At 50.0% G+C, this 19533-nt stretch carries 20 protein-coding genes; 5 read left to right on the top strand and 15 right to left on the bottom strand.

What is annotated here, in order from left to right:
* Positions 1 to 744, top strand: a 744-nt coding sequence (gene tnpC / locus QN379_RS11065; protein ID WP_323506666.1) for an IS66 family transposase, incomplete at its 5' end; no start/stop codon positions are given.
* A 179-nt stretch (positions 745 to 923) separates the two neighbouring features.
* Here tnpC and QN379_RS11060 read toward each other — a convergent pair.
* Together QN379_RS11060 and zwf are read right to left on the bottom strand one after the other, a co-directional pair.
* A complete protein-coding gene (locus QN379_RS11060) occupies positions 924 to 2900 on the bottom strand; it encodes a glucokinase (RefSeq protein WP_322232486.1) in 1977 nt (658 codons plus the stop codon).
* Positions 2901 to 3038: 138 nt separating this feature from the next.
* Positions 3039 to 4514, bottom strand: a complete 1476-nt coding sequence (gene zwf, locus QN379_RS11055) for a glucose-6-phosphate dehydrogenase (RefSeq protein ID WP_322232487.1) — start codon at positions 4512 to 4514, stop codon at positions 3039 to 3041.
* 367 nt (positions 4515 to 4881) lie between these two features.
* Here zwf and QN379_RS11050 point away from each other — a divergent pair, with 367 nt between their 5' ends.
* The 4 genes from QN379_RS11050 to QN379_RS11035 all read left to right on the top strand — a co-directional run bounded on the left by QN379_RS11050 (position 4882) and on the right by QN379_RS11035 (position 9575).
* On the top strand, positions 4882 to 6147 hold the full coding sequence (locus tag QN379_RS11050; protein WP_322232488.1) for an ABC transporter substrate-binding protein: 1266 nt from the start codon (positions 4882 to 4884) through the stop codon (positions 6145 to 6147).
* Between the two features lie 245 nt (positions 6148 to 6392).
* Positions 6393 to 7355, top strand: coding sequence for a sugar ABC transporter permease (locus QN379_RS11045; RefSeq protein ID WP_322232489.1), 963 nt, complete (start codon positions 6393 to 6395; stop codon positions 7353 to 7355).
* A 4-nt stretch (positions 7356 to 7359) separates the two neighbouring features.
* Positions 7360 to 8256 (top strand): carbohydrate ABC transporter permease, encoded by an 897-nt coding sequence (locus tag QN379_RS11040; RefSeq protein ID WP_322240155.1) that lies wholly within the window; start codon positions 7360 to 7362, stop codon positions 8254 to 8256.
* Between the two features lie 161 nt (positions 8257 to 8417).
* Positions 8418 to 9575, top strand: a complete 1158-nt coding sequence (locus QN379_RS11035; RefSeq protein ID WP_323506665.1) for a sn-glycerol-3-phosphate ABC transporter ATP-binding protein UgpC — start codon at positions 8418 to 8420, stop codon at positions 9573 to 9575.
* A 405-nt stretch (positions 9576 to 9980) separates the two neighbouring features.
* Here the strand turns inward: QN379_RS11035 and QN379_RS11030 are convergent, their stop codons facing one another.
* The 13 genes from QN379_RS11030 to QN379_RS10970 all read right to left on the bottom strand — a co-directional run bounded on the left by QN379_RS11030 (position 9981) and on the right by QN379_RS10970 (position 19418).
* Positions 9981 to 10172 (bottom strand): DUF1289 domain-containing protein, encoded by a 192-nt coding sequence (locus QN379_RS11030; protein WP_322232491.1) that lies wholly within the window; start codon positions 10170 to 10172, stop codon positions 9981 to 9983.
* Entirely contained in the window at positions 10169 to 11455 is a 1287-nt protein-coding gene (gene dmeF / locus QN379_RS11025) for a CDF family Co(II)/Ni(II) efflux transporter DmeF (protein ID WP_416348544.1), read from the bottom strand. Before dmeF ends, QN379_RS11030 begins: the two co-directional genes overlap by 4 nt.
* Before the next feature lie 7 nt (positions 11456 to 11462).
* Entirely contained in the window at positions 11463 to 11744 is a 282-nt protein-coding gene (locus QN379_RS11020; protein WP_323506663.1) for a metal/formaldehyde-sensitive transcriptional repressor, read from the bottom strand.
* Positions 11745 to 11899: 155 nt separating this feature from the next.
* The gene (locus QN379_RS11015) at positions 11900 to 12241 is read right to left on the bottom strand and encodes a copper-binding protein (RefSeq protein ID WP_416186843.1); all 342 of its coding nucleotides are present in this window, start codon (positions 12239 to 12241) and stop codon (positions 11900 to 11902) included.
* A gap of 47 nt (positions 12242 to 12288) precedes the next feature.
* Positions 12289 to 12774 (bottom strand): cupredoxin family protein, encoded by a 486-nt coding sequence (locus QN379_RS11010; RefSeq protein ID WP_323506662.1) that lies wholly within the window; start codon positions 12772 to 12774, stop codon positions 12289 to 12291.
* Positions 12775 to 12840: 66 nt separating this feature from the next.
* On the bottom strand, positions 12841 to 14232 hold the full coding sequence (locus tag QN379_RS11005; RefSeq protein ID WP_322232494.1) for a copper oxidase: 1392 nt from the start codon (positions 14230 to 14232) through the stop codon (positions 12841 to 12843).
* Between the two features lie 27 nt (positions 14233 to 14259).
* Positions 14260 to 15666, bottom strand: coding sequence for a TolC family protein (locus QN379_RS11000; RefSeq protein ID WP_323506661.1), 1407 nt, complete (start codon positions 15664 to 15666; stop codon positions 14260 to 14262).
* 9 nt (positions 15667 to 15675) lie between these two features.
* Positions 15676 to 16053, bottom strand: a complete 378-nt coding sequence (locus tag QN379_RS10995) for a hypothetical protein (RefSeq protein WP_322232496.1) — start codon at positions 16051 to 16053, stop codon at positions 15676 to 15678.
* Between the two features lie 129 nt (positions 16054 to 16182).
* Positions 16183 to 16596, bottom strand: a complete 414-nt coding sequence (locus QN379_RS10990; RefSeq protein ID WP_322232497.1) for a hypothetical protein — start codon at positions 16594 to 16596, stop codon at positions 16183 to 16185.
* 314 nt (positions 16597 to 16910) lie between these two features.
* Complete coding sequence (locus QN379_RS10985) at positions 16911 to 17969, bottom strand: DMT family transporter (RefSeq protein WP_322232498.1); 1059 nt, start codon at positions 17967 to 17969, stop codon at positions 16911 to 16913.
* Positions 17970 to 18037: 68 nt separating this feature from the next.
* Entirely contained in the window at positions 18038 to 18244 is a 207-nt protein-coding gene (locus QN379_RS10980) for a DUF1289 domain-containing protein (protein ID WP_323506660.1), read from the bottom strand.
* A 275-nt stretch (positions 18245 to 18519) separates the two neighbouring features.
* Positions 18520 to 18801: a metal/formaldehyde-sensitive transcriptional repressor gene (locus QN379_RS10975; RefSeq protein ID WP_322232500.1), complete on the bottom strand. Its 282-nt coding sequence runs from the start codon at positions 18799 to 18801 to the stop codon at positions 18520 to 18522.
* A 236-nt stretch (positions 18802 to 19037) separates the two neighbouring features.
* Positions 19038 to 19418: a copper-binding protein gene (locus tag QN379_RS10970; protein WP_323506659.1), complete on the bottom strand. Its 381-nt coding sequence runs from the start codon at positions 19416 to 19418 to the stop codon at positions 19038 to 19040.
* Between the last annotated feature and the right edge of the window lie 115 nt (positions 19419 to 19533).

The raw sequence follows: 19533 nt of genomic DNA, 5'->3' as shown, positions 1-19533 counted from the left end.
TATGTGCGGGATGACCGTCCTTCCGGATCTGTTGAACCAGCAGCAGTCTGGTTTGCCTATACTCCGGACCGTAAAGGTATCCATCCACAAACACATCTGGCCTCTTTTAGTGGCGTGTTGCAAGCGGATGCCTACGCTGGATTTAACGCCATTTATGAAAGCGGCCAAGTCGTGGAAGCCGCTTGCTGGGCGCATGCACGCCGTAAATTTTATGATTTGCATGTGGCCCGACCATCTGCGGTCACCACTGAAGCCTTGCGCCGGATCGGCGAACTGTATGTGATTGAAGCTGAGATTCGCGGCCAACCACCGGACCAACGTCGCGCAGCCCGACAAGCACAATCGCTCGCGCTTATCGATGACTTCGAATTCTGGTTACGGGCGACGCTTCTGCTGCTATCGCGCAAGTCAGACACGACCGCTGCCATCATGTATAGCCTCAATCTATGGCCTGCGCTAAAACGTTATTGTGACGATGGCTATATTGAAATCGATAATTCCGCAGCGGAGCGCTCCTTGCGTGGCGTCGCTATCGGACGTCATAATTATCTCTTCGCGGGTGCCGACAGCGGTGGAGAGCGGGCTGCCGCTGTTTATTCACTGATCGGCACAGCGAAATTAAACGGTATTGATCCTGAAGCCTGGCTACGCCACGTTCTCACCCATATCGCCGACCACCCGGTCAATCAGGTCCATGACTTCCTGCCGTGGAACTTCACATCTACGATGGCGATAGCCCGCTAATTCTTGCCGATTGAATTTCTCTGCCGGAATTTATCGAGACGGCCGTGGGAATACGCTTACTTACGCAGAATGTGGTGATGTGGTGATATAGCCGGCACTCCGGTGGCCGGCGAACCGGTCGCCAAAGGTAGGCGACAGTTCAGCAGTCACAATCATAAAGTTGAGATAGCACGCAACTTTTACTTGGTATGTGAAATCAGGTTTGGCGTTGACGGGCCATTTTTATCTGATGCTGTTGAGGGCGATGCCTGCGTACCCTCTTCGGCTGCCATTTTATCGCTGGCCCCATCACCCTCGATTGCGGCAGTGTGCGTCAGAATGCCGCGTTTAGCCTGCCTCTGAAGCTCTGCAAATGGGCTCGCACGATTCATCGATACACCAACCGCCAGAACGTCGATCAACAACAATAACAATATCCGCGACACCATCGGAATATGCATATTGCTGCCTTCGTCGTGCTCGACCGCCAATGTGTAATCTGCCCTCTTGGCAAGCTGAGAATTGCTCGGTGCCAGCGCAATGATGGTCGCACCGGAATTCACCGCCACCTCAACCGCTGGAGCCAAATGGCGCAAACGACCGGAGTTCGAGATAATCACGGCGACATCAGTACTTCTCAACAACGAGGCTGAGATTTCCTGTAATTGTGGATCAGTGTAAGCGGACGCAGGTATACCCAAACGGAAGAATTTCTGTTGCGCATCTTCTGCCACCAGACCGCAACTACCAAAACCATAAAACTCTACGCGTGAAGCCTGACTCAGAATATCGATCACCTTGGTCAGTGTGTCTGCATTGAGATTGTCGCGTACTTCCATCATCGCTGAAATAGTATTGTCGACGACCTTGACTCCCACATCCAGAGACGAATCGCCGACGTGCACCTGACTATGCGCGACCGGTACAGTGCCGGTGACGCCCGACGCCAGTTTCAACTTAAAATCGGCAAGTCCCTGACAACCCATGGTGCGGCAAAAACGAATCACGGTTGGTTGACTGACCTCCGCACGACGTGCGATTTCCGATATTGGCTCGCTCATGACGGCGCGAGGATGGGCTAAAATCAGACTCGCTACTTTCTGTTCAGCTGGTGAGAACTGTGAACGCGCCTTGCGTATTCTTTCCAGAATCGGCACGGCGTTGCCGCCACCTAAATGCTCTGCCAAAATAGCTGCGACGCCGACAAAAGCGGGATAAGGCGCAGTGATGACATACGTTGGAATTTTGGCCAGATAAGTACCGAATCGCCCTTTATTTTCAAAGCGTGCACGGAATGCTGAAGTGGCAAAATATTCACCCAAGCGTGGCACTACACCACCGCCAATATAGATGCCGCCCAACGTACCCAACGTCACCGCCACGTCAGCTGCAACTGTACCCAACATAGCGCAAAAGCACTCCAATACTTCACTACACAAGACGTCAGTGCCATTTAAAGCCCGCTCCACAATCTGGGCCGTGTGTAGCGGCTCCGGATTGACTACACCGCGCATGTCGGCCAACGCCATATACGTAATTTCGATACCAGGACCTGACACCAGACGCTCGGCAGAAACGTGAGAATAGTGTCGCCAGCAATAGGCAAGGATCGCTGCTTCACGCGCATCGCCAGGCGCAAAACTGACATGACCGCCTTCGCTACCCAGGGCAATCCAACGTCCCTCTGAAGGAATTAAGCCTCCGACGCCTAATCCGGTTCCAGCACCGACCAGTCCGATGACGCCGCCAGTCAATGGTTTTCCACCACCGATTTGAACGCAATGGACATGCTCCAGATGCGGCAATGCCATTGACAACGCGGTGAAATCATTGACCACTAACAACGTGTCAAAATTGAGGCGACGACGCGTGGCTTCGATCGAAAAAGCCCAATGGTGGTTGGTCATTTTGATCTCATCACCATGCACCGGATTGGCAATCGCAATAGCGGCATGCCGCACTTGCGGATGGGGAATGGATGCCAGATAAGCTTCGACCGCCAGCGCAAACTCTGCATAATCAGCGCAGCGTAAAGTCTGAATCGCTTCAATTTGGCCGGGAGCACGTTCCAATGCAAATCGCGCATTCGTACCGCCGACATCTGCAAGCAAGCGTGGGCCATCCAGGTAACCGTCCGCCGAGATTGCGTTAAGATTTGCGGTTGTAGATGACGCCATGAAGTGAAACTTTCAATCAATACAATTGGTTAATTAATCTAAAAGATAATTCGACTGTTGATGCATCGGTGCACTTCGACATATCGTTAAATGCACGCATCTCTTAATATCAAATTATCGCATTAGTTTTGCCAAATTTCAGCGATCCTCAGGCCATTGCGCCCCGGCTCGTGCCATCATCGCAAATGAGGCCGTTGGGCCCCAACTACCGGCCATATAAGGCTTGGGTGGAGACGCGCTTGATTGCCAGTGGTTCAACAAAGGCTCTACCCATTTCCAAGCTGCTTCTTGCTCGTCGCGACGCACAAACAACGATAAATTACCGCGAATGGCATCCAGCAAAAGACGTTCATAGGCCTCGGCCCGACGTTGTTGAAAAGCTTGATCGAACGACAGATCAAGTGCTACCGGCTGCATGATCATCCCATCGCCGGGTTGCTTTGCCAGACAATGTAATTGAATCGACTCATCCGGCTGCAAACGGATCACCAGACGATTACTCACTGTTCCGCTGGGTCCAAATGGCATCGGCAAAATCGCATGAGGAACAGGTCTAAAGGTAATAATAATCTCTGCGGCACGATGGGCAAGACGCTTACCGGTGCGAAGAAAAAATGGTACGCCAGCCCAGCGCCAATTATTAATCTCTGCGTGTAAAGCCACAAAGGTTTCTGTCTGCGAATGCGTTCCGATACCCGGTTCTTGCAAATAACCAGGCACGGACTGGTTATTAACAGCGCCTGCCACATATTGACCACGCACTGCGCGCAGTTCGAGATCTTCCGCAGAAAATGGTCTGAGAGCACGTAATACACGGACCTTTTCATCACGTACTGCGTTGGCATCAAACGAAGTCGGCGGCTCCATTGCTACCGTGCACAACAATTGCAACAAATGATTTTGTACCATATCACGCAGCGCGCCAGTCCCATCATAGAACTCTCCGCGCCCTTCCACGCCCAGTTGTTCTGCAATCGTCAGCTGCACGTGCGCAATTGATTCACGCCGCCAAAGTGGTTCGAACAAGCTATTCGCGAAACGCAACGCCAACAAGTTTTGTACTGACTCTTTGCCAAGATAGTGATCGATACGATAAATCTGATCTTCGGCAAAAACCCGTGCAACCGCGTCATTAATGGCATGCGACGAACGCAAATCATGGCCAAGCGGTTTTTCCAATACAACCCGTGCTTGCGATAAATCAATCGTGCTCGCCGCCAGATTGGCACAAATGCGTTCAAATAAGAGCGGTGAAGTCGCCAGATAAAAAACCGAAACAACCTTATTCTCCGCCAGCAACTCGGCGAGCCGTTGATACCCGGTCGGCTCGACCAGATCCAGCGGCAGATAATCAATACGTGCCAAAAAGCTTTGCCACACCGCGTCATTCGGATTGACTGATTCGCTACCCTTCACATATTGGACGGCATTTTTGCTCACCCAATCCAGATACTCATCCCGGCTAAAAGACTGCTTTGAGACACAAATAATGCGTCCGCTCGCGTGCAACTTGGCATCCCGATGGGCGACAAAAAGCGCCGGAAGAATCTTCCGCATCGACAAATCGCCGGTCGCGCCGAACAGGGTAAAAATAAAAGGAGGTTGGGTTTGCATCGCTTTTCTGTAATAAATAAAAACTTATATTGCAATATTAATGTAGCATTACTACAATTACAAGTGATGAAAGAGACGATTTAACTTTATTATCTAATAAAATCAATTTTCTCTGTAGTTTTACTAGCTAACTTTTGATTACTCTTTAAGAGTTATCGTTTAGCCATCGCAGAGAAATAATGAAAGTTGCTGAGCAAGGGTGAACCATCACGCCGGAAAATCAGACGTATTTAGTAGCAAAGGTGTAGCTTCCATGCACCGGTAGTGGATAGGTGTTTTTCAGTTTGCGTCAGCAATCGAGAAGCCAGCAATCACGGCTTACCAACGAAAGACACCTTATTTAGCGTTTTTAATACAGGAGACAAGTATGAAACTGCAGCAACTCATTAAAGCCACAATGGTAACAACGGTCACAGCAACTGCATTAATATCAGCATCCGCGGCGGTCAATGCCACGCAAGTTGAAGTGCTGCACTATTGGACTTCCGGCGGCGAAGCCAAATCGGTCGCAGAACTGAAAAAAATCATGGAAGCCAAGGGTATAACCTGGAAAGACTTCGCAGTCGCCGGTGGCGCTGGTGAAAACGCGACGACGGCACTTAAAGCCCGCGTCATCGCCGGTAGCCCTCCGACTGCCGCACAGATCAAAGGACCCGCTATTCAGGAGTGGGGCCAAGAAGGCGTGCTGGCGAATATTGACGCCGCCGCAACTGCCGGCAAGTGGGATGCGCTGCTGCCGAAGGTCGTTTCTGACACGATGAAATATCAAGGTCATTATGTGGCTGCGCCTGTCAACGTGCATCGCGTGAACTGGCTTTGGGTCAATCCTGAGGTATTAAAAAAAGCGGGCGCAAAAACCCCGACTACCTGGCCAGAATTTTTTGATGCTGCCGATAAGATTAAAAAAGCTGGTTTTATCGCCATCGCACATGGCGGACAGCCATGGCAAGATGCCACGGTCTTTGAAACAACGGCGTTGGGTGTCGGTGGCGCTGATTTTTACAATAAGGCGATCGTGAAGCTGGATCAAAAGGCGCTCACTAGCCCGACTATGATCAAGACTTTTGACACGCTCGGAAAAATCAAAACCTACATCGATAAAAACGCTCCTGGGCGCGATTGGAATCTGGCTACCGCGATGGTCATCAACGGTAAGGCCGGTATGCAGTTTATGGGCGACTGGGCCAAAGGCGAGTTCACCGCTGCAGGCAAACAACCTGGCAAAGATTTCCTCTGCGTGCCAGCACCGGGCACAACTGGATCATATACTTACAATATCGACTCGATCGCTATGTTCAAAGTAAAAGATCCTGCGGAACAAAAAGCACAGTTAACACTGGCAACGGCCATCATGAGTCCTGAATTTCAGGAAATTTTCAATCTGAACAAAGGATCAATTCCAGTTCGTCCAGATATTCCACGCGCCAAATTTGACAGTTGCGCAATCGAATCAATGAACGACATGGCAGCCGCAAACAAAGCCAATACTTTAGAGCCAAGTATGGCCCACGGCATGGCGGTCAGTTCGGCAGTCCAAGGCGCAATGCTGGATGTAGTTTCGAAGTTCATGAACTCGAATATGACATCGCAAGCAGCCACGCTGGCATTGGCCAAGGCAGCAAAAACTAAATAATTTTTTATTTAGACAAATCAACCTTTAAGACGTACATATACATAAACTCGCACATGAAGCTAACAAAATAAATTAGCGCACTAGTGAAGTAAATAGGTATGTAATAAGTACGTAAATAAAACCCGGATGTCAGCGTGATCGATATTAGCGCGTTGGCATCCGCCCGGTCTGAGGTTGGCTACTATTGCACATGCAATGGCGTCAGCACCGATGACCTGGCTATGATCCTGCATCAGGAGACTCGCATGTCCGATCAAACCCTCCCCTCTTCAACGATATCAGCCGGGAGCGCTCGTCATCCCTCGAAAAATCTAGCACCGCGAGGGCGCATCGCTGCTTTCGCCGATAGCTGGCTACCGCGTCTGGTATTATCACCGACCATTATTATTTCACTTGTATTTGTCTACGGATTCATTGCACTGACGGGATGGATGTCGCTGACCGACTCCCGCATGATGCCGAACTATACGTTAGTTGGTTTTCATCAATATACGGATTTGTTCGGCCTTGACCGTTGGTGGGTCGCTGCGACGAATCTAGGCATTTTCGGCGGGCTGTTCATTGTGATTTGCCTTGCAATTGGCCTTTTCATGGCGATTTTTCTGGATCAGAAAATTCGCGGTGAAGGCGCTTTACGCGCCATTTATCTTTATCCAATGGCGCTGTCGTTCATCGTTACTGGCGCGGCGTGGAAGTGGATTTTGAATCCAGGACTCGGTCTGGAAAAGATGATGCATGACTGGGGATTTACCCACTTTACATTTGACTGGCTGGTTAATTCTGACTTCTCGATTTATACCGTGGTCATTGCCGGTGTCTGGCAGTCATCGGGATTTGTAATGGCGTTATTTCTGGCGGGGCTACGCGGCATTGACGACAGCGTTATCAAGGCCGCCCAAGTCGATGGCGCCAGCCTGCCAACGATCTATCGGCGCATTGTCATCCCTGCTTTACGTCCGGTATTTTTTAGCGCCTTACTGATACTTGCCCACATCGCTATTAAGAGTTTCGATCTGGTGATGGCGTTAACTGCTGGCGGTCCTGGCACTTCGTCCGACGTACCGGCAATCTTCATGTATCAATATTCATTCTCCCGCGGTCAACTGGGATTGGGCGCGGCGTCGGCAATGATGATGCTGGCAACCGTCATGGCAGTATTAGTGCCGATGATGTACCTGGAAACGAAAGGAGCGCGCAATGGCCGCTAACCGCATGAGCAACACTAAAAGCAACGGCAGCACCATCCACCACGAGGGTTCCAAGCTTACAATCGGTCGTGCGGCGATTTACGTACTGTTGATTTTTTGCGCGCTGTATTACCTGATACCGCTGTATGTGATGCTGAGTACATCCGTCAAAACGCTGGATGAAATACGCACAGGCAATCTACTCTCGCTACCGCACACTCTCACCGGCGCAGCATGGATCAAAGCATGGGGTCACGCATGTACGGGCGTCGATTGCAACGGCCTGGCCCCCTACTTCTGGAACTCACTCAGAATGGCGATTCCGGCCGTACTCATATCGACTCTCATCGGTTCACTGAATGGTTACGTGCTCGCGCATTGGCGCTTCCGCGGGTCTGAGATTGTCTTTACCGCACTGATGGTCGGCTGCTTCATTCCGTTTCAGGTTGTTATTCTGCCGATGGCGCGTTTGTTGGGGATGGTCAATTTAGCCAATACAACGCCCGGCCTGGTGTTTGTACACATTGTGTACGGCATCGCGTTCACCACCTTGTTCTTCCGCAATTACTACATTACGGTGCCAGAGGAGCTGGTGAAGGCGGCACGTATTGATGGCGCAGGTTTCTTCATGACTTATCGCAAAATTATTTTCCCATTGTCGCTGCCGATTTTCATGGTCTGCTTCATCTGGCAATTTACGCAAATCTGGAATGACTTTTTGTTCGGCGTGGTGTTTGGTGGCTCGGACGCTAAACCAGTCACAGTCGCGCTCAACAATCTGGTCAATACCTCGACCGGGGTGACTGAATACAATGTCAATATGGCCGCCGCGATCATCGCTGCATTGCCGACATTGGTGGTGTACTTGCTGGCTGGAAAATATTTTGTCCGCGGGCTAACTGCTGGCGCTGTGAAAGGCTGAAAACCGTTCACCGCAACTATTGTTGTGGCGTGACTGAAGACTCACCAAAGACTCACAACGACTCACAACTGACTCACTAACGGGTGAATGTAACCCTCTTATTTTGCATCAGTCGACATAATCATTTCGACTGTAAAGATCGATCAAGGGATGGAGTAAAGATGGCTAGTTTATCAATTCGCAATGTGCGCAAAGTGTATCCAAACGGCAATGAAGTTCTCAAAGGTATTGATCTGGAGATTGCAGATGGGGAATTTCTGATTTTGGTCGGTGGCTCCGGGTGCGGCAAGTCGACGCTGCTGAACATGATCGCCGGGCTGGAAACTGTCTCCGAAGGGGAAATCATGATCGGCGACCGCGTGGTCAACGATATCCCACCAAAGGCGCGTGACATCGCGATGGTATTTCAATCGTATGCTTTGTATCCAACCATGACCGTGCGCGAAAATATTTCGTTTGGTCTTGGCATCCGCAAAGTACCCAAAGCCGAACAGAAAAAAATCGTCGACCGGGTAGCACAAACCCTTCAAATTACCCATCTGTTAGACAGCAAGCCAGCCCTTCTTTCGGGCGGCCAGCGCCAACGCGTGGCCATGGGCCGGGCTATCGCACGTGATCCGTCGCTGTTTTTATTTGATGAACCGTTATCCAATCTGGATGCCAAACTACGGGTAGAAATGCGGGCAGAAATTAAATTATTGCATCAACGTCTTGGCAGCACTATCGTCTACGTTACCCACGATCAGATCGAAGCGATGACGCTGGGTGACAAAATTGCCGTCATGAAAGACGGCGTGGTGCAACAATTCGGCACGCCACAAGACATCTACGACAATCCCCAAAATTTGTTTGTGGCTGGGTTTATCGGCTCGCCGTCAATGAACTTCCTGCGCGGCAAACTGGTCTCGCACGGAAGCAATGGCGGTGCTGCCTTCAATCTGGAACATGACGGACAATCCACATTGGTTCCGCTGCCCCCAACGCATACAGAAACACCCGCCATTGCCAGTTGGATCGGTCGCGAAATCATCTTGGGGATTCGTCCGGAACACGTCACTGATGCACAAAGCGCCCGCGGTGCAGAAATTGGCGCTTCGATTTCACATGATGACTATCGTCCGAGCGAAGTCTCCTGCACCATCGAAATGACCGAGCCAACCGGCCCTGACACGCTCGTATTCACGTACTTCAATGGTGCACGCGTCACCTGCCGCACCCATCCTCGCGCAGCCGCAAAACCGAAGGAACAAATGCAATTGGCTTTCGACTTATCGAAGGCGGTATTTTTTGATCCTGAGTCGGAGCAGAGAGTTAGTTAAGTAACGGCACACCATCACCGTGCTCTCATCCATGACAAGATAAATGTAATATTAGCGAATAAAATAGGCGGCGCATAAGGCCGCCTATTTGCATCCTGTTAAGCTTATTGCCGCGTATCCGGCGCTCTTACTGTCATTACTTTAAGACATTTCATCGATCAGATAAGGCCAGATTAAACATTGAGGTGGCGCATCTCAAATGCGCCCGAAAGTACACCTCTTTTGATCCTCGACTAAGTCTGCGTTATTCCACATAGACTTGCAAAATGGCGTACTGGGAGCAAACAGCGCCGCCGCTAGCAGCGGATAAATAATGCCTTTGTACGCAATGATTCTAATGCTTAACCCTATTGACGCCATCTTCTCCTGATGAAATAGATTCCGCGACAATCGGCCTATTTTTGATTAGGGCGATGACTCGCCTCCGGCGGGCAGCTTTGTTTCTCGTCTTCGGCGGTCATTGATTATTTGATGGCGTTGGTTATCTTTCATTTTTTTCCATCCCTTGCACTCGTCACGCGTGCGCAGGCAAGCGGTGCAGAAGCCAGATTTTCGGTCAAATTTACAGACCTCTATACAGGGTGATTTCACACTCATATTTTAGCGGCCAATTGCGGCATATGGACTTCCACTGTAATGTGCGATAGTCCTGTAACTTGCCGTAACAGAGCGTGATAGAAAGATGGACCATGCGCTAGCTTGTCAGTCACCACTGAAATTACGGCACCAAAGTGGCCGGGGCCAAGACGCCAAACATGCAAATCGATCAACTTATCGCCGGCAGTATCAACAATTGCCTTGACCTTGCCAGGCAATAAATCATCAGGGCTGACGTCCACCAGGTTTGCGCCTGTATCGCGAATCAGACCATAGGACCAGTTTGCAATCACTAATGCACCGACAAGGCCAGCAAGTGGGTCCATCCATAGCCAGCCAAATGATTGTGCCAACAGAAGACCAATAATCGCCAATACCGAGACCGCTGCATCGGCAATGACGTGAATATAGGCTGCACGCATGTTGTGGTCACGGCGATCAATCGTATCACTTTCTTGCTGATGCGCATGCTCTTCAAAGGCAACACTGTGAACACCTTGCGGCAGTGTTAGTAAAGCTGTAAACGCGTGAGGCTCGGGAATCTCTGTCGTTGACTCAAGATAATCCAATGTTTGTTTGAAGGAGAATATTTGGCGGGTACCGTTCGGACGCACGGTCGTGACACACACTTCCCCTGTGGGTAAACTGGCACCCGCGGTTTCTGCTTTGATGCGAAAAACAGGCGGGACGCCGTCCTCAAAAATGGAGAGTACCAACAACCCGCCAGAGGTTTCTATGTTGTGAACTTCTTCACTGTGACCATGTGCGGCGTGATCGTGTTGATCGCTATCCGAATGCCCATGACTATGGCCAGCATGGTTACCACCGCTCAGTAACCAGGCGCTAGCAATATTCACCAGCAATCCGACCACGGCAATGGGAATGGCCTCACTAAAGCTAATAGGTACTGGCGACAAAAGGCGGGCAATGGCTTCATAACCAATGAACAAAGCAATCATCGCTAGGATGATGGCGCTGGAAAAGCCCGCCAAGTCGCCCAACTTGCCTGTTCCAAACACAAAGCGGGTGTCATTGGCATGTTTGCGGGCGTAAGTGTATGCTAACGCCGCGATCAACATCGCACCTGCATGGGTAGACATGTGCATGCCATCGGCCACCAAGGCCAGCGACCCAAATAAATGACCACCAATAATTTCGGCCAGCATCATAGCAGTGCAAAGCACAATCACAGCCCAGGTTTTGCGCTCGTTTTTGTCATGGCCTTCACCTAAAAAAACGTGGTGATGATCAACTTCAAACGGGGCATCATAAAGTTTATTGATCATAGATTCACTTAAAATAGCTGTGGACAACTTCAATCAGTTGCTCCTTTGCATCGCCTTGCGCACCGTCATGCGAATGAGGATCGGCGTCGACCAAATGGGTACGAATATGGTCCTCCAAAACCACAGCGAGCAAGCCGTTCATAGCACCTCGGCAACTGGTAATTTGCTGCAATACAGTAATGCACTCACTTTCCTCGCTCAAGGCGCGCTCAATCGCATCGATTTGCCCTCGAATGCGACGCACACGGTTTAAAAGTTTCTGTTTGTCGCGGATTGTGTGGCCCATATCTTCAACTCCATAAATAGGATAGGGGACTATATCATAATCAGGCAAATAGGAATGAGCAATTAGAGGAGCACCGGATAGAGGAGCACATATTGCGAATTGCTCGCGCTTCTTCCAAAAAAAGGGCGTTTCCGGCGAAGTGGGTGAAACGCCACTTATCCACCAAGCTCAATTTTTGTTACGACCAAGGCACCGTTCACTTTTTCAGCGACGAAATTGACCGTCTCTCCTTGTTTGACCTGGTCCAGCATTACCGGATCTTTCACCCTAAAAACCATCGTCATGGCTGGCATTTCCAGATTTGCCAATGGGCCATGCTTGATCGTGATCTTACCGGCTTCTTTATCAATTTTTTTGACTTCTCCGGTCGACATGGCAGCAGCATCAGCGGATGGCACTTCCGCAGTGTTAGCTTTGGCTATTTCTTCGGCCGCCATCGCACCAAACGGCATAGTCAATGAGACAGCGATTATCATGGCGCGCGCTGCCGATTGAATTGAATGGGTTCTCATTTGAAATCCTTTACGATATGTGTGGAAAAAATTTATTTGACAACGATATTCCCGCGCATCCCCGCTTCGAAATGTCCTGGTTGTAGACAGGCAAAATCGAATGTACCGGCTTTGTTGAACTGCCAAATCAGTTCACCGGTTTTACCTGGTTCCACAGATACCTGATTAGGGTCAGAGTGTTCCATTTCCGGAAATTTAATCATCAATGCGGCATGTTCTTTTAGCTCTAAGATAGAACCCAAAACTATTTCGTGCTTTACCTGGCCGGTATTCTTGACAACGAACTTGACCGTTTCACCGCGTTTGATTGAGATGGTCGCCGGTGTGAAACGCATCGCGTCGTTCATATCAATTTCTATTGTTTTAACTACCTTGCTTGCGTCGCCCGGCACCCCCATTGGTGCGGCATAGCCTTCCTGTTTGTCATCTGCCTTAGCATGGCCATCGTCACCATGAGCGAAGACATTCATCGATAACAGGGACAGTGCCAGCATCGTTGCGATTAAAGTGGATTTCATAAAATTATCCTCATAGTTAAAACCAGATGTTGTAGTGCCTAAAATAGAAACAAATCGCAAAAACTATTAATGGTCGCTATGCGAGCCTCCCCTAATGACCTTCAGAATTTTTTCACCTGGCTTCGCCTCCATGTGCTTGGCATCTGGCGCTTGCATAGCGTCCGGCATCGCGGCATCGTCACTTTTCCATTCATAGGCCGTTGTGCCGGGTGGATGCTTATACCAACCGGGGTCCTTATAGTCATTTCGCGCTATCCCTTGACGTATTTTTACGGTGGTAAACATGCCACCCATTTCAATGCCGCCAAACGGACCGGTACCGGTCATCATAGGTAAAGTGTTGTCGGGCAAAGGCATCTCCATCTCTCCCATTGAGCCGCCTTTGTCGCCCATCACCATATAGTCCGGTATCAGCTTGTTAATTTTGCTGAGAACATCGCGTTGATCCACGCCGATCATCGTTGGTACGTTATGACCCATCGCGTTCATGGTGTGATGTGCCTTATGGCAATGGAAGGCCCAATCACCTAGCGCATTAGCATCAAATTCAATCGCCCGCATTTGACCTACCGCGATATCTGTCGTCACTTCAGGCCAACGCGATCCAGGGGGCGTCCAACCGCCATCGGTTCCTGCGACAACAAATTCATGCCCATGCAAATGGATCGGATGATTGGTCATTGTCAGGTTGCCGACGCGGATGCGCACCCGGTCATTCTGGTTACACACCATCGGATCAATGCCAGGGAACGCACGACTATTGAAGGTCCACAAATTGAAGTCGAGCATCGTGCTGGTTTTAGGTGTGTAACTGCCGGGATCAATGTCATAAGCGTTGAGCAAAAAGCAGAAATCACGATCTACACGGTGCTGAGTCAGATCTTTCGGATGCGTGATCCACAGCCCCATCATGCCCATCGCCATTTGTGTCATTTCATCCGCGTGCGGGTGATACATAAACGTACCGGGACGCTTTGCAATAAATTCATATACGAATGTTTTGCCCGGTTGGATACCGGGTTGCGTCAGGCCAGTCACGCCATCCATGCCATTCGGCAAGCGCTGTCCATGCCAATGGACGCTCGTATGTTCTGGTAATTTATTGGTGACGAAGATACGTACCTGATCGCCTTCTACCACCTCAATGGTAGGTCCCGGAGACTGACCGTTATAGCCCCATAAGTTGGCCTTCATCCCTGGCGCTATTTCGCGCACTACGGGTTCGGCTACCAGATGAAACTCTTTAACGCCATTTTTCATGCGCCACGGCAAAGTCCAGCCGTTCAGAGTGACCACCGGGTTATAAGGACGCCCGTTAGATGGCGAGAGAGGCGCTTGTGTAGTCGCCCCAGCCATTGTGGCGGCTTCAGGAAGTGATGCGGCCCCCACCCGACTGACTAAACCAGCGCCAATCGCGACAGCGCCCGCACCGTTGATGAAATTTCTACGTGAGACCATAATAATTATCCTTGTATTGTTTGTCGATTAGTCAGCGGCCGCGCCAGAAGAAAAACCGGCTTTATTACTGCTAACCGACGATCGGCCGGTCTGTGCCATTTTTAAGGTGGAATCGGCGATCCAGTAATCGCGCAGCGCTTCAATAGCGCCATTGACGCTGATAACTTGCGCGCGGGCGTCAGCTAGCAAATCAAATACGCTGATTAGCATGCCGTTGTAACGCAGCATTTGTTCGTCCGAAATCCGTTTCTTGAGAGGCACGATTTCATCCCTGTAATGGCGGGCGATATCGTAAGAGCTGCGATAGTCGGCGTACGCTACGCGCACCTCCGAGCGGGCGTTTACGGCCAACTCGGCTGAACGATTTACCGCTTGCATGTATAGCGCCTCGGACTTTGCCACCCGTGCGCCGCCCCAATCGAACAAGGGAATTTCAAGCTGAATCGAATAGCCATTCTCACGCAAAGGACTTTGGTTATAGTTGTTATGCATTAATCCTACATCGAGGATATTAATGAACCGCGTGGCCTTGGAAAGCCCTAGCGATGTCGCCAGAGCGGCAAGTTCGCGCTTCGCCATCATGATGTCGAGTCGATTTTGCATGGCCTGCACTTCGACATCGACAATCTCTTCAGGCGCTTTAGGCAGATCAGGGAGGCGAGCCGGTAATTGAAACGCGGTACCGCTTCCCCATAAACCAAGCAACCGTGTCAGTTTTTCACGTTCAGCGACTTGCATCTGTGCCGCCCGTGCTAGTTGCACCGTCACGTCTGCATAGAAAGACTGCTGACGCAAATGCTCCAGTTTGCTCCAGTTGCCAACCGCCGCCATCTGTCGTGCCAGTTGCGCGCCACCTTCAGCGGAAGTACTGACTTGCGTCAAATACTTAACGGTTTCCTGCGCTGAGACGGCAGCAAAATAGGAGCGGCGTGTTGCATCGGCTACAGCTAAAACTTCCGCAGCAGCAAGCAATTGTGCCTGCTCGAAGTAACGCCGTTCAAGCTTGCTGGCAATGGGCATTGTCAGCAAGCTCATGATAGGCAGCATTAAGGTACGATCAATCTCGATATCGTCGCCGCGGCGCAAACGACCGAACGTAAAAGAAGGATTCTTGAGGCGCCCAGCCTGTACAAAATTAGCTTCAGCGATACCCAGTTCGCTGTAACTCGCTTGCAGACCTTTGTTATTAAGTAAGGCGATCTTTACCGCATCGTCAACGTTTAGTGGCTTTGTGAGAAGTGGTTCAATGGTCATGGCAACACTATTGACGTCCGCGTCAGATTTGACCCACTTGACTTCCTGACCGATGCGCTCCTTCGTCATAGACTGAACCGACGAAAAGCCGCCGTCCTGCGACAGCGAAGCACAACCACCCAAGAATAAAACCGAGGCTGTAAGAACAAGCCGGCAAAAAGAAACAGAAGATAATCGCATGATCGCTCCTTAGCGTGATTGCATGCCGTCGTGCACTGGCATAGCGGGTGGCATTTGATCGGGCGGCGATGCTGCTTTTTTATCTGCGAGCATGGGACTATTTTCTTTCATATTATCCATGCTTTTGTCAGACATGCCTTTCATGCCTCCCATGCTGGAGGCCTTCATCGCATCAATCTCGCTCACGTCAGCGTTGGACTTCTTCCAAGCCTGAACATCAGGATCCTGATAACTTTTGTAATCCAAAAAAACGGATTTATACGGCGTACTAGCGGATGTGGCTCGCACGTTTTGTGCATCGTCAGAGGTTACTTTCGCCCCGACAGCGAATGGTATTAACCAGGCGCAGGCAGAGAGAACGCACCTCGTAAAAAGGGTGGAGTTCATGATGTCTATCGAAGATCAAAGTCAAATAAAGTCAGAATGCGCACAACAAGTGGGCATGACGTGGATGTGCAGAATTTAACTATGCAGCGGTGGCTAGAATAGCCCTGTGCAAAAAATTAAATTTGCTTTTTAAATAAAGAGGAGATGAGGTGGCCGTTCAAGGCCGTCTGGAAAAATGACAGTAAAACGTTTCTCGCTAGGAATACGTAGCGCGCTGCCTATTGCCGTTGGCACGTTGAATGTAGCCATCGATGGAAGAAATGCAGCGGTCCCAAGACAGCAACCGGCACAAGTACCACATTTGCTAAAGCTCGATTGCTTGCCATTCGCTTTAGAGAGAAACCCGTCACTGCCAGTAACACCATGATCAGAATCGAAATGATCACTTTGTTGACTAGTGGCATGATCACCCCCCGTTGAGGCAACTTCCGCTGTGTGGTGATGGCTGGATCCACAACCGATCATCATAGCTGATGCGAAGCCTTGCGTCGGGAGCGCAATCATCACCAGCCATAACAACGCAATTTTCAGGATTTTAGCCATGAATTAATTATAATTTAAAAAACAGGGATACAAGGTGAAGAATGCAAAAACCACACGACATAACCGCTGGATGCGGAAAAAATCGAGGCAAGGACGGCTATTTATTCTAGAGCAAGCTGCAATTTTTCGTGTCCAGGATTACTCTTATACGCTGAAAATTGTTGAAACACTCCTACTTGGTAAGTGCATGGCACGTACCAACTTGCCAACACACCGAGATCATCCTTGAAACACTACGATTGGCGTAGAGGAGACCGCCACCTTGACTACGTAAGGTGATCCCTATCTGAAACTAGTTTCGAAATGTAGCTCCCTCAATGCCGATGCCGATGATGCAAGTCTGGAAAATGGGCATGTGTGTGCACCAACGCTTGCTGCTGATGGGCGTGGTTATGCGGTTCTTTGCCGTCCCATGGAAAGTCATGTGCGTGTTGATGATGGATATCATGGTAATGCATGTGGGAATGAGAATGTGGCATCGGCAAATGGGCATGCTCGTGCGCATGCCTTTCCGTCACGTGCAACCAGATGCCAATCCCCATCAACGCCGCACTCATCCAAAATACGTTACCGGGAACTTCACCAAGAATGAATAGTGACATGATCGCGCCCACAAACGGTGCGGCAGAAAAATAAGCACCGGTCCGGGCCGAGCCGAGATGCCTCAATGCCAGTACAAACATCACTAGACTGAGGCCGTAACCGCAGAAACCGACAATTCCGGCACTCAATACAGTACGACCTTCCGGCACAGAATAACCCATAGCCAGCGCAATCGACAGATTCACCAGTCCTGCCACCAGACCTTTCATTCCAGCTACTTGCACGGCATCGCTTCCTGATACTTTTCGGGTCAGATTATTGTCGATGGCCCAACATATACACGCGGCAATGATAGCCAGCGCTCCCCAAGGCGTGCCTAGCTCCTTGGTCTGCTCCCCTGACAGAAAAATACCCGCCAATACAATGAAAATCATTCCCATGAATATACGGCGGTCGAAATTTTCACGAAAAACAAACCAGGCTAGTAAGGCGGTTAATACGCCTTCCATATTGAGCAATAACGAGGCAGACGAAGCCGGAACATGCATCAAACCAACCAGCAATAGTACCGGCCCGGCAACACCACCGAATAGGATTGCCCCAGCTAACCACGGGAGATCGCGGCCCGTGAGGCCGTCAGTTCGTTTTTTCTTGTCGTAAGTCGCGATGGTACGTATCGCATACCATGCGAGCAGACCAACCCCGCTCCCAAGGTAAAGCAGTCCTGCAGCCATGACCGGTGCCATTTGACCCACAAGCAACTTGGAAAATGGGGTACTGGCACCAAACAACGCCGCCGCTAACAGCGCGTAAATAACGCCTTTATGCATGATGGATCCATTGTCTAACTAATATAGTTTAAACCCAATTTTGCGTTGGGAAATAAATCCCACAACCATCAGCCAATCGTTGATTCGGGTGATGACTCGGCTCCGCTGGGCAATTTTGCTTCTCTTCTTCGACGGACATTAATTATTTGATGACGTCGGTTATCTTTCATCTTTTTCCACTCCTTACACTCGTCGCGCGTGCGCAGGCAGGCAATGCAGAAACCACATTTTCCGTCAAATTTACAGATATCAATACAAGGTGAACTCCCACTCATATCTTAGGTGCGAACCCTGTGACCTGCCGCCATAGATGCTGGCAGAACGATGGACCATGCGCTGACTCCTGCGTCACTACTGACACTACAGCGCCAACATAGGCAAGGCTAAAACGTCGAGCTGATGAACGCCGATAATGTCGGCCTATATCATGGCACTGCAAAGCAAGATCACAACCGCGCTTTTGCGCGCGCTCTTTGTCGTGATCTTCCCCTAAAAAAAGTGATGATGATCAATTTCAAATGGAGCACCGTATGGTTTATTCATCATAGATTTACTTAAAATAGCTATGAACAACTTCAATCAGTTGCTCCTTTGCATCACCCTGCACGCCATCATGTGGATGAGGATCGGCATCGACCAAGTGAGTACGAATATGATCCTCCAATACCACAGCGAGCAAGCCGTTCATAGCACCTCGGCAACTGGTAATTTGCTGCAATACAGTGATGCAGTCACTTTCCTCGCTCAAGGCGCGCTCAATCGCATCAATTTGTCCTCGAATGCGACGCACACGGTTTAAAAGTTTCTGTTTGTCGCGGATGGTGTGGCCCATATTTTCCCCTTAATAAATAGGATGGGGGACTATATCATAAGAAGGAAAATCGAAAGACGGAGTTGTGAAGCTTGATGCGCTCTTTAAAATGTGCAGTTTGTTCACATTACAACGGCAGGTCCGAGTGGCTGACGATTGGTTCGCGCATGCGCTATCAGTGCAACACAAAGACGATCTGCTCGGTGAGAAAAGGCTGGTACATTAAACAGAACTAGGTACTCAGCCCTTTGACCACCTTAGTTCACAGCGGTTACGACATACTTCGCGTCCTGTTTGGTAAAGTCGATCGTCACTTTTTTGTCGACAGAAAGTTTGTCGAAGAACATCTTGTCTTTCACCGAGAAAGTCATTGTCATTGCTGGCCAATTCAAACTTTTCACCGGTCCGTGTACCAACGTCACTGTGCCCTTGGTCGGATCAACTGCCTTCACCGTACCAGTCGCCTTGTGGCTGGTTGCTTTGACGCTGGAATCGGAACCCATTTTATCCATAGGCATGGTCTTCATGTCCATGGTCTTCATGTTCATGTCCATGTCCTTCATACCACCAGATTGCGCCGTGGCCAAGGCGGATGCTGATAACGTCATCATCAGGGCCAGCGTTACGATAGATTTCATATTTATTTCCTTATTAAGTTAAGAGAGATGATTTAAAACTGACTGCCTCCATCCATTCAACGAACATGGTGCGGATGGCGGGCATCTGATACTTCACACACAATTGCTGCTACTT

It is taken from the genome of Glaciimonas sp. Gout2 (assembly GCF_035018905.1).
Taxonomy (GTDB): domain Bacteria; phylum Pseudomonadota; class Gammaproteobacteria; order Burkholderiales; family Burkholderiaceae_D; genus Glaciimonas.
This window is presented reverse-complemented; position numbering and strand designations above follow the sequence as displayed.

Excerpts from the sequence above, each read along its gene's own strand:
- zwf (WP_322232487.1), bottom strand. The coding sequence starts at position 4,514 with ATGCAAACCCAACCTCCTTTTATTTTTACCCTGTTCGGCGCGACCGGC.
- QN379_RS11040 (WP_322240155.1), top strand. The coding sequence starts at position 7,360 with ATGAGCAACACTAAAAGCAACGGCAGCACCATCCACCACGAGGGTTCC.
- QN379_RS10995 (WP_322232496.1), bottom strand. The coding sequence starts at position 16,053 with ATGAACTCCACCCTTTTTACGAGGTGCGTTCTCTCTGCCTGCGCCTGG.
- QN379_RS11050 (WP_322232488.1), top strand. The coding sequence starts at position 4,882 with ATGAAACTGCAGCAACTCATTAAAGCCACAATGGTAACAACGGTCACA.
- QN379_RS10970 (WP_323506659.1), bottom strand. The coding sequence starts at position 19,418 with ATGAAATCTATCGTAACGCTGGCCCTGATGATGACGTTATCAGCATCC.
- QN379_RS11000 (WP_323506661.1), bottom strand. The coding sequence starts at position 15,666 with ATGCGATTATCTTCTGTTTCTTTTTGCCGGCTTGTTCTTACAGCCTCG.
- QN379_RS11060 (WP_322232486.1), bottom strand. The coding sequence starts at position 2,900 with ATGGCGTCATCTACAACCGCAAATCTTAACGCAATCTCGGCGGACGGT.
- QN379_RS11030 (WP_322232491.1), bottom strand. The coding sequence starts at position 10,172 with ATGAGTGTGAAATCACCCTGTATAGAGGTCTGTAAATTTGACCGAAAA.
- QN379_RS10990 (WP_322232497.1), bottom strand. The coding sequence starts at position 16,596 with ATGGCTAAAATCCTGAAAATTGCGTTGTTATGGCTGGTGATGATTGCG.
- QN379_RS11020 (WP_323506663.1), bottom strand. The coding sequence starts at position 11,744 with ATGGGCCACACAATCCGCGACAAACAGAAACTTTTAAACCGTGTGCGT.
- QN379_RS11010 (WP_323506662.1), bottom strand. The coding sequence starts at position 12,774 with ATGAAATCCACTTTAATCGCAACGATGCTGGCACTGTCCCTGTTATCG.
- QN379_RS10985 (WP_322232498.1), bottom strand. The coding sequence starts at position 17,969 with ATGCATAAAGGCGTTATTTACGCGCTGTTAGCGGCGGCGTTGTTTGGT.
- QN379_RS11045 (WP_322232489.1), top strand. The coding sequence starts at position 6,393 with ATGTCCGATCAAACCCTCCCCTCTTCAACGATATCAGCCGGGAGCGCT.
- QN379_RS11005 (WP_322232494.1), bottom strand. The coding sequence starts at position 14,232 with ATGGTCTCACGTAGAAATTTCATCAACGGTGCGGGCGCTGTCGCGATT.
- QN379_RS11035 (WP_323506665.1), top strand. The coding sequence starts at position 8,418 with ATGGCTAGTTTATCAATTCGCAATGTGCGCAAAGTGTATCCAAACGGC.
- QN379_RS10980 (WP_323506660.1), bottom strand. The coding sequence starts at position 18,244 with ATGAGTGGGAGTTCACCTTGTATTGATATCTGTAAATTTGACGGAAAA.
- QN379_RS10975 (WP_322232500.1), bottom strand. The coding sequence starts at position 18,801 with ATGGGCCACACCATCCGCGACAAACAGAAACTTTTAAACCGTGTGCGT.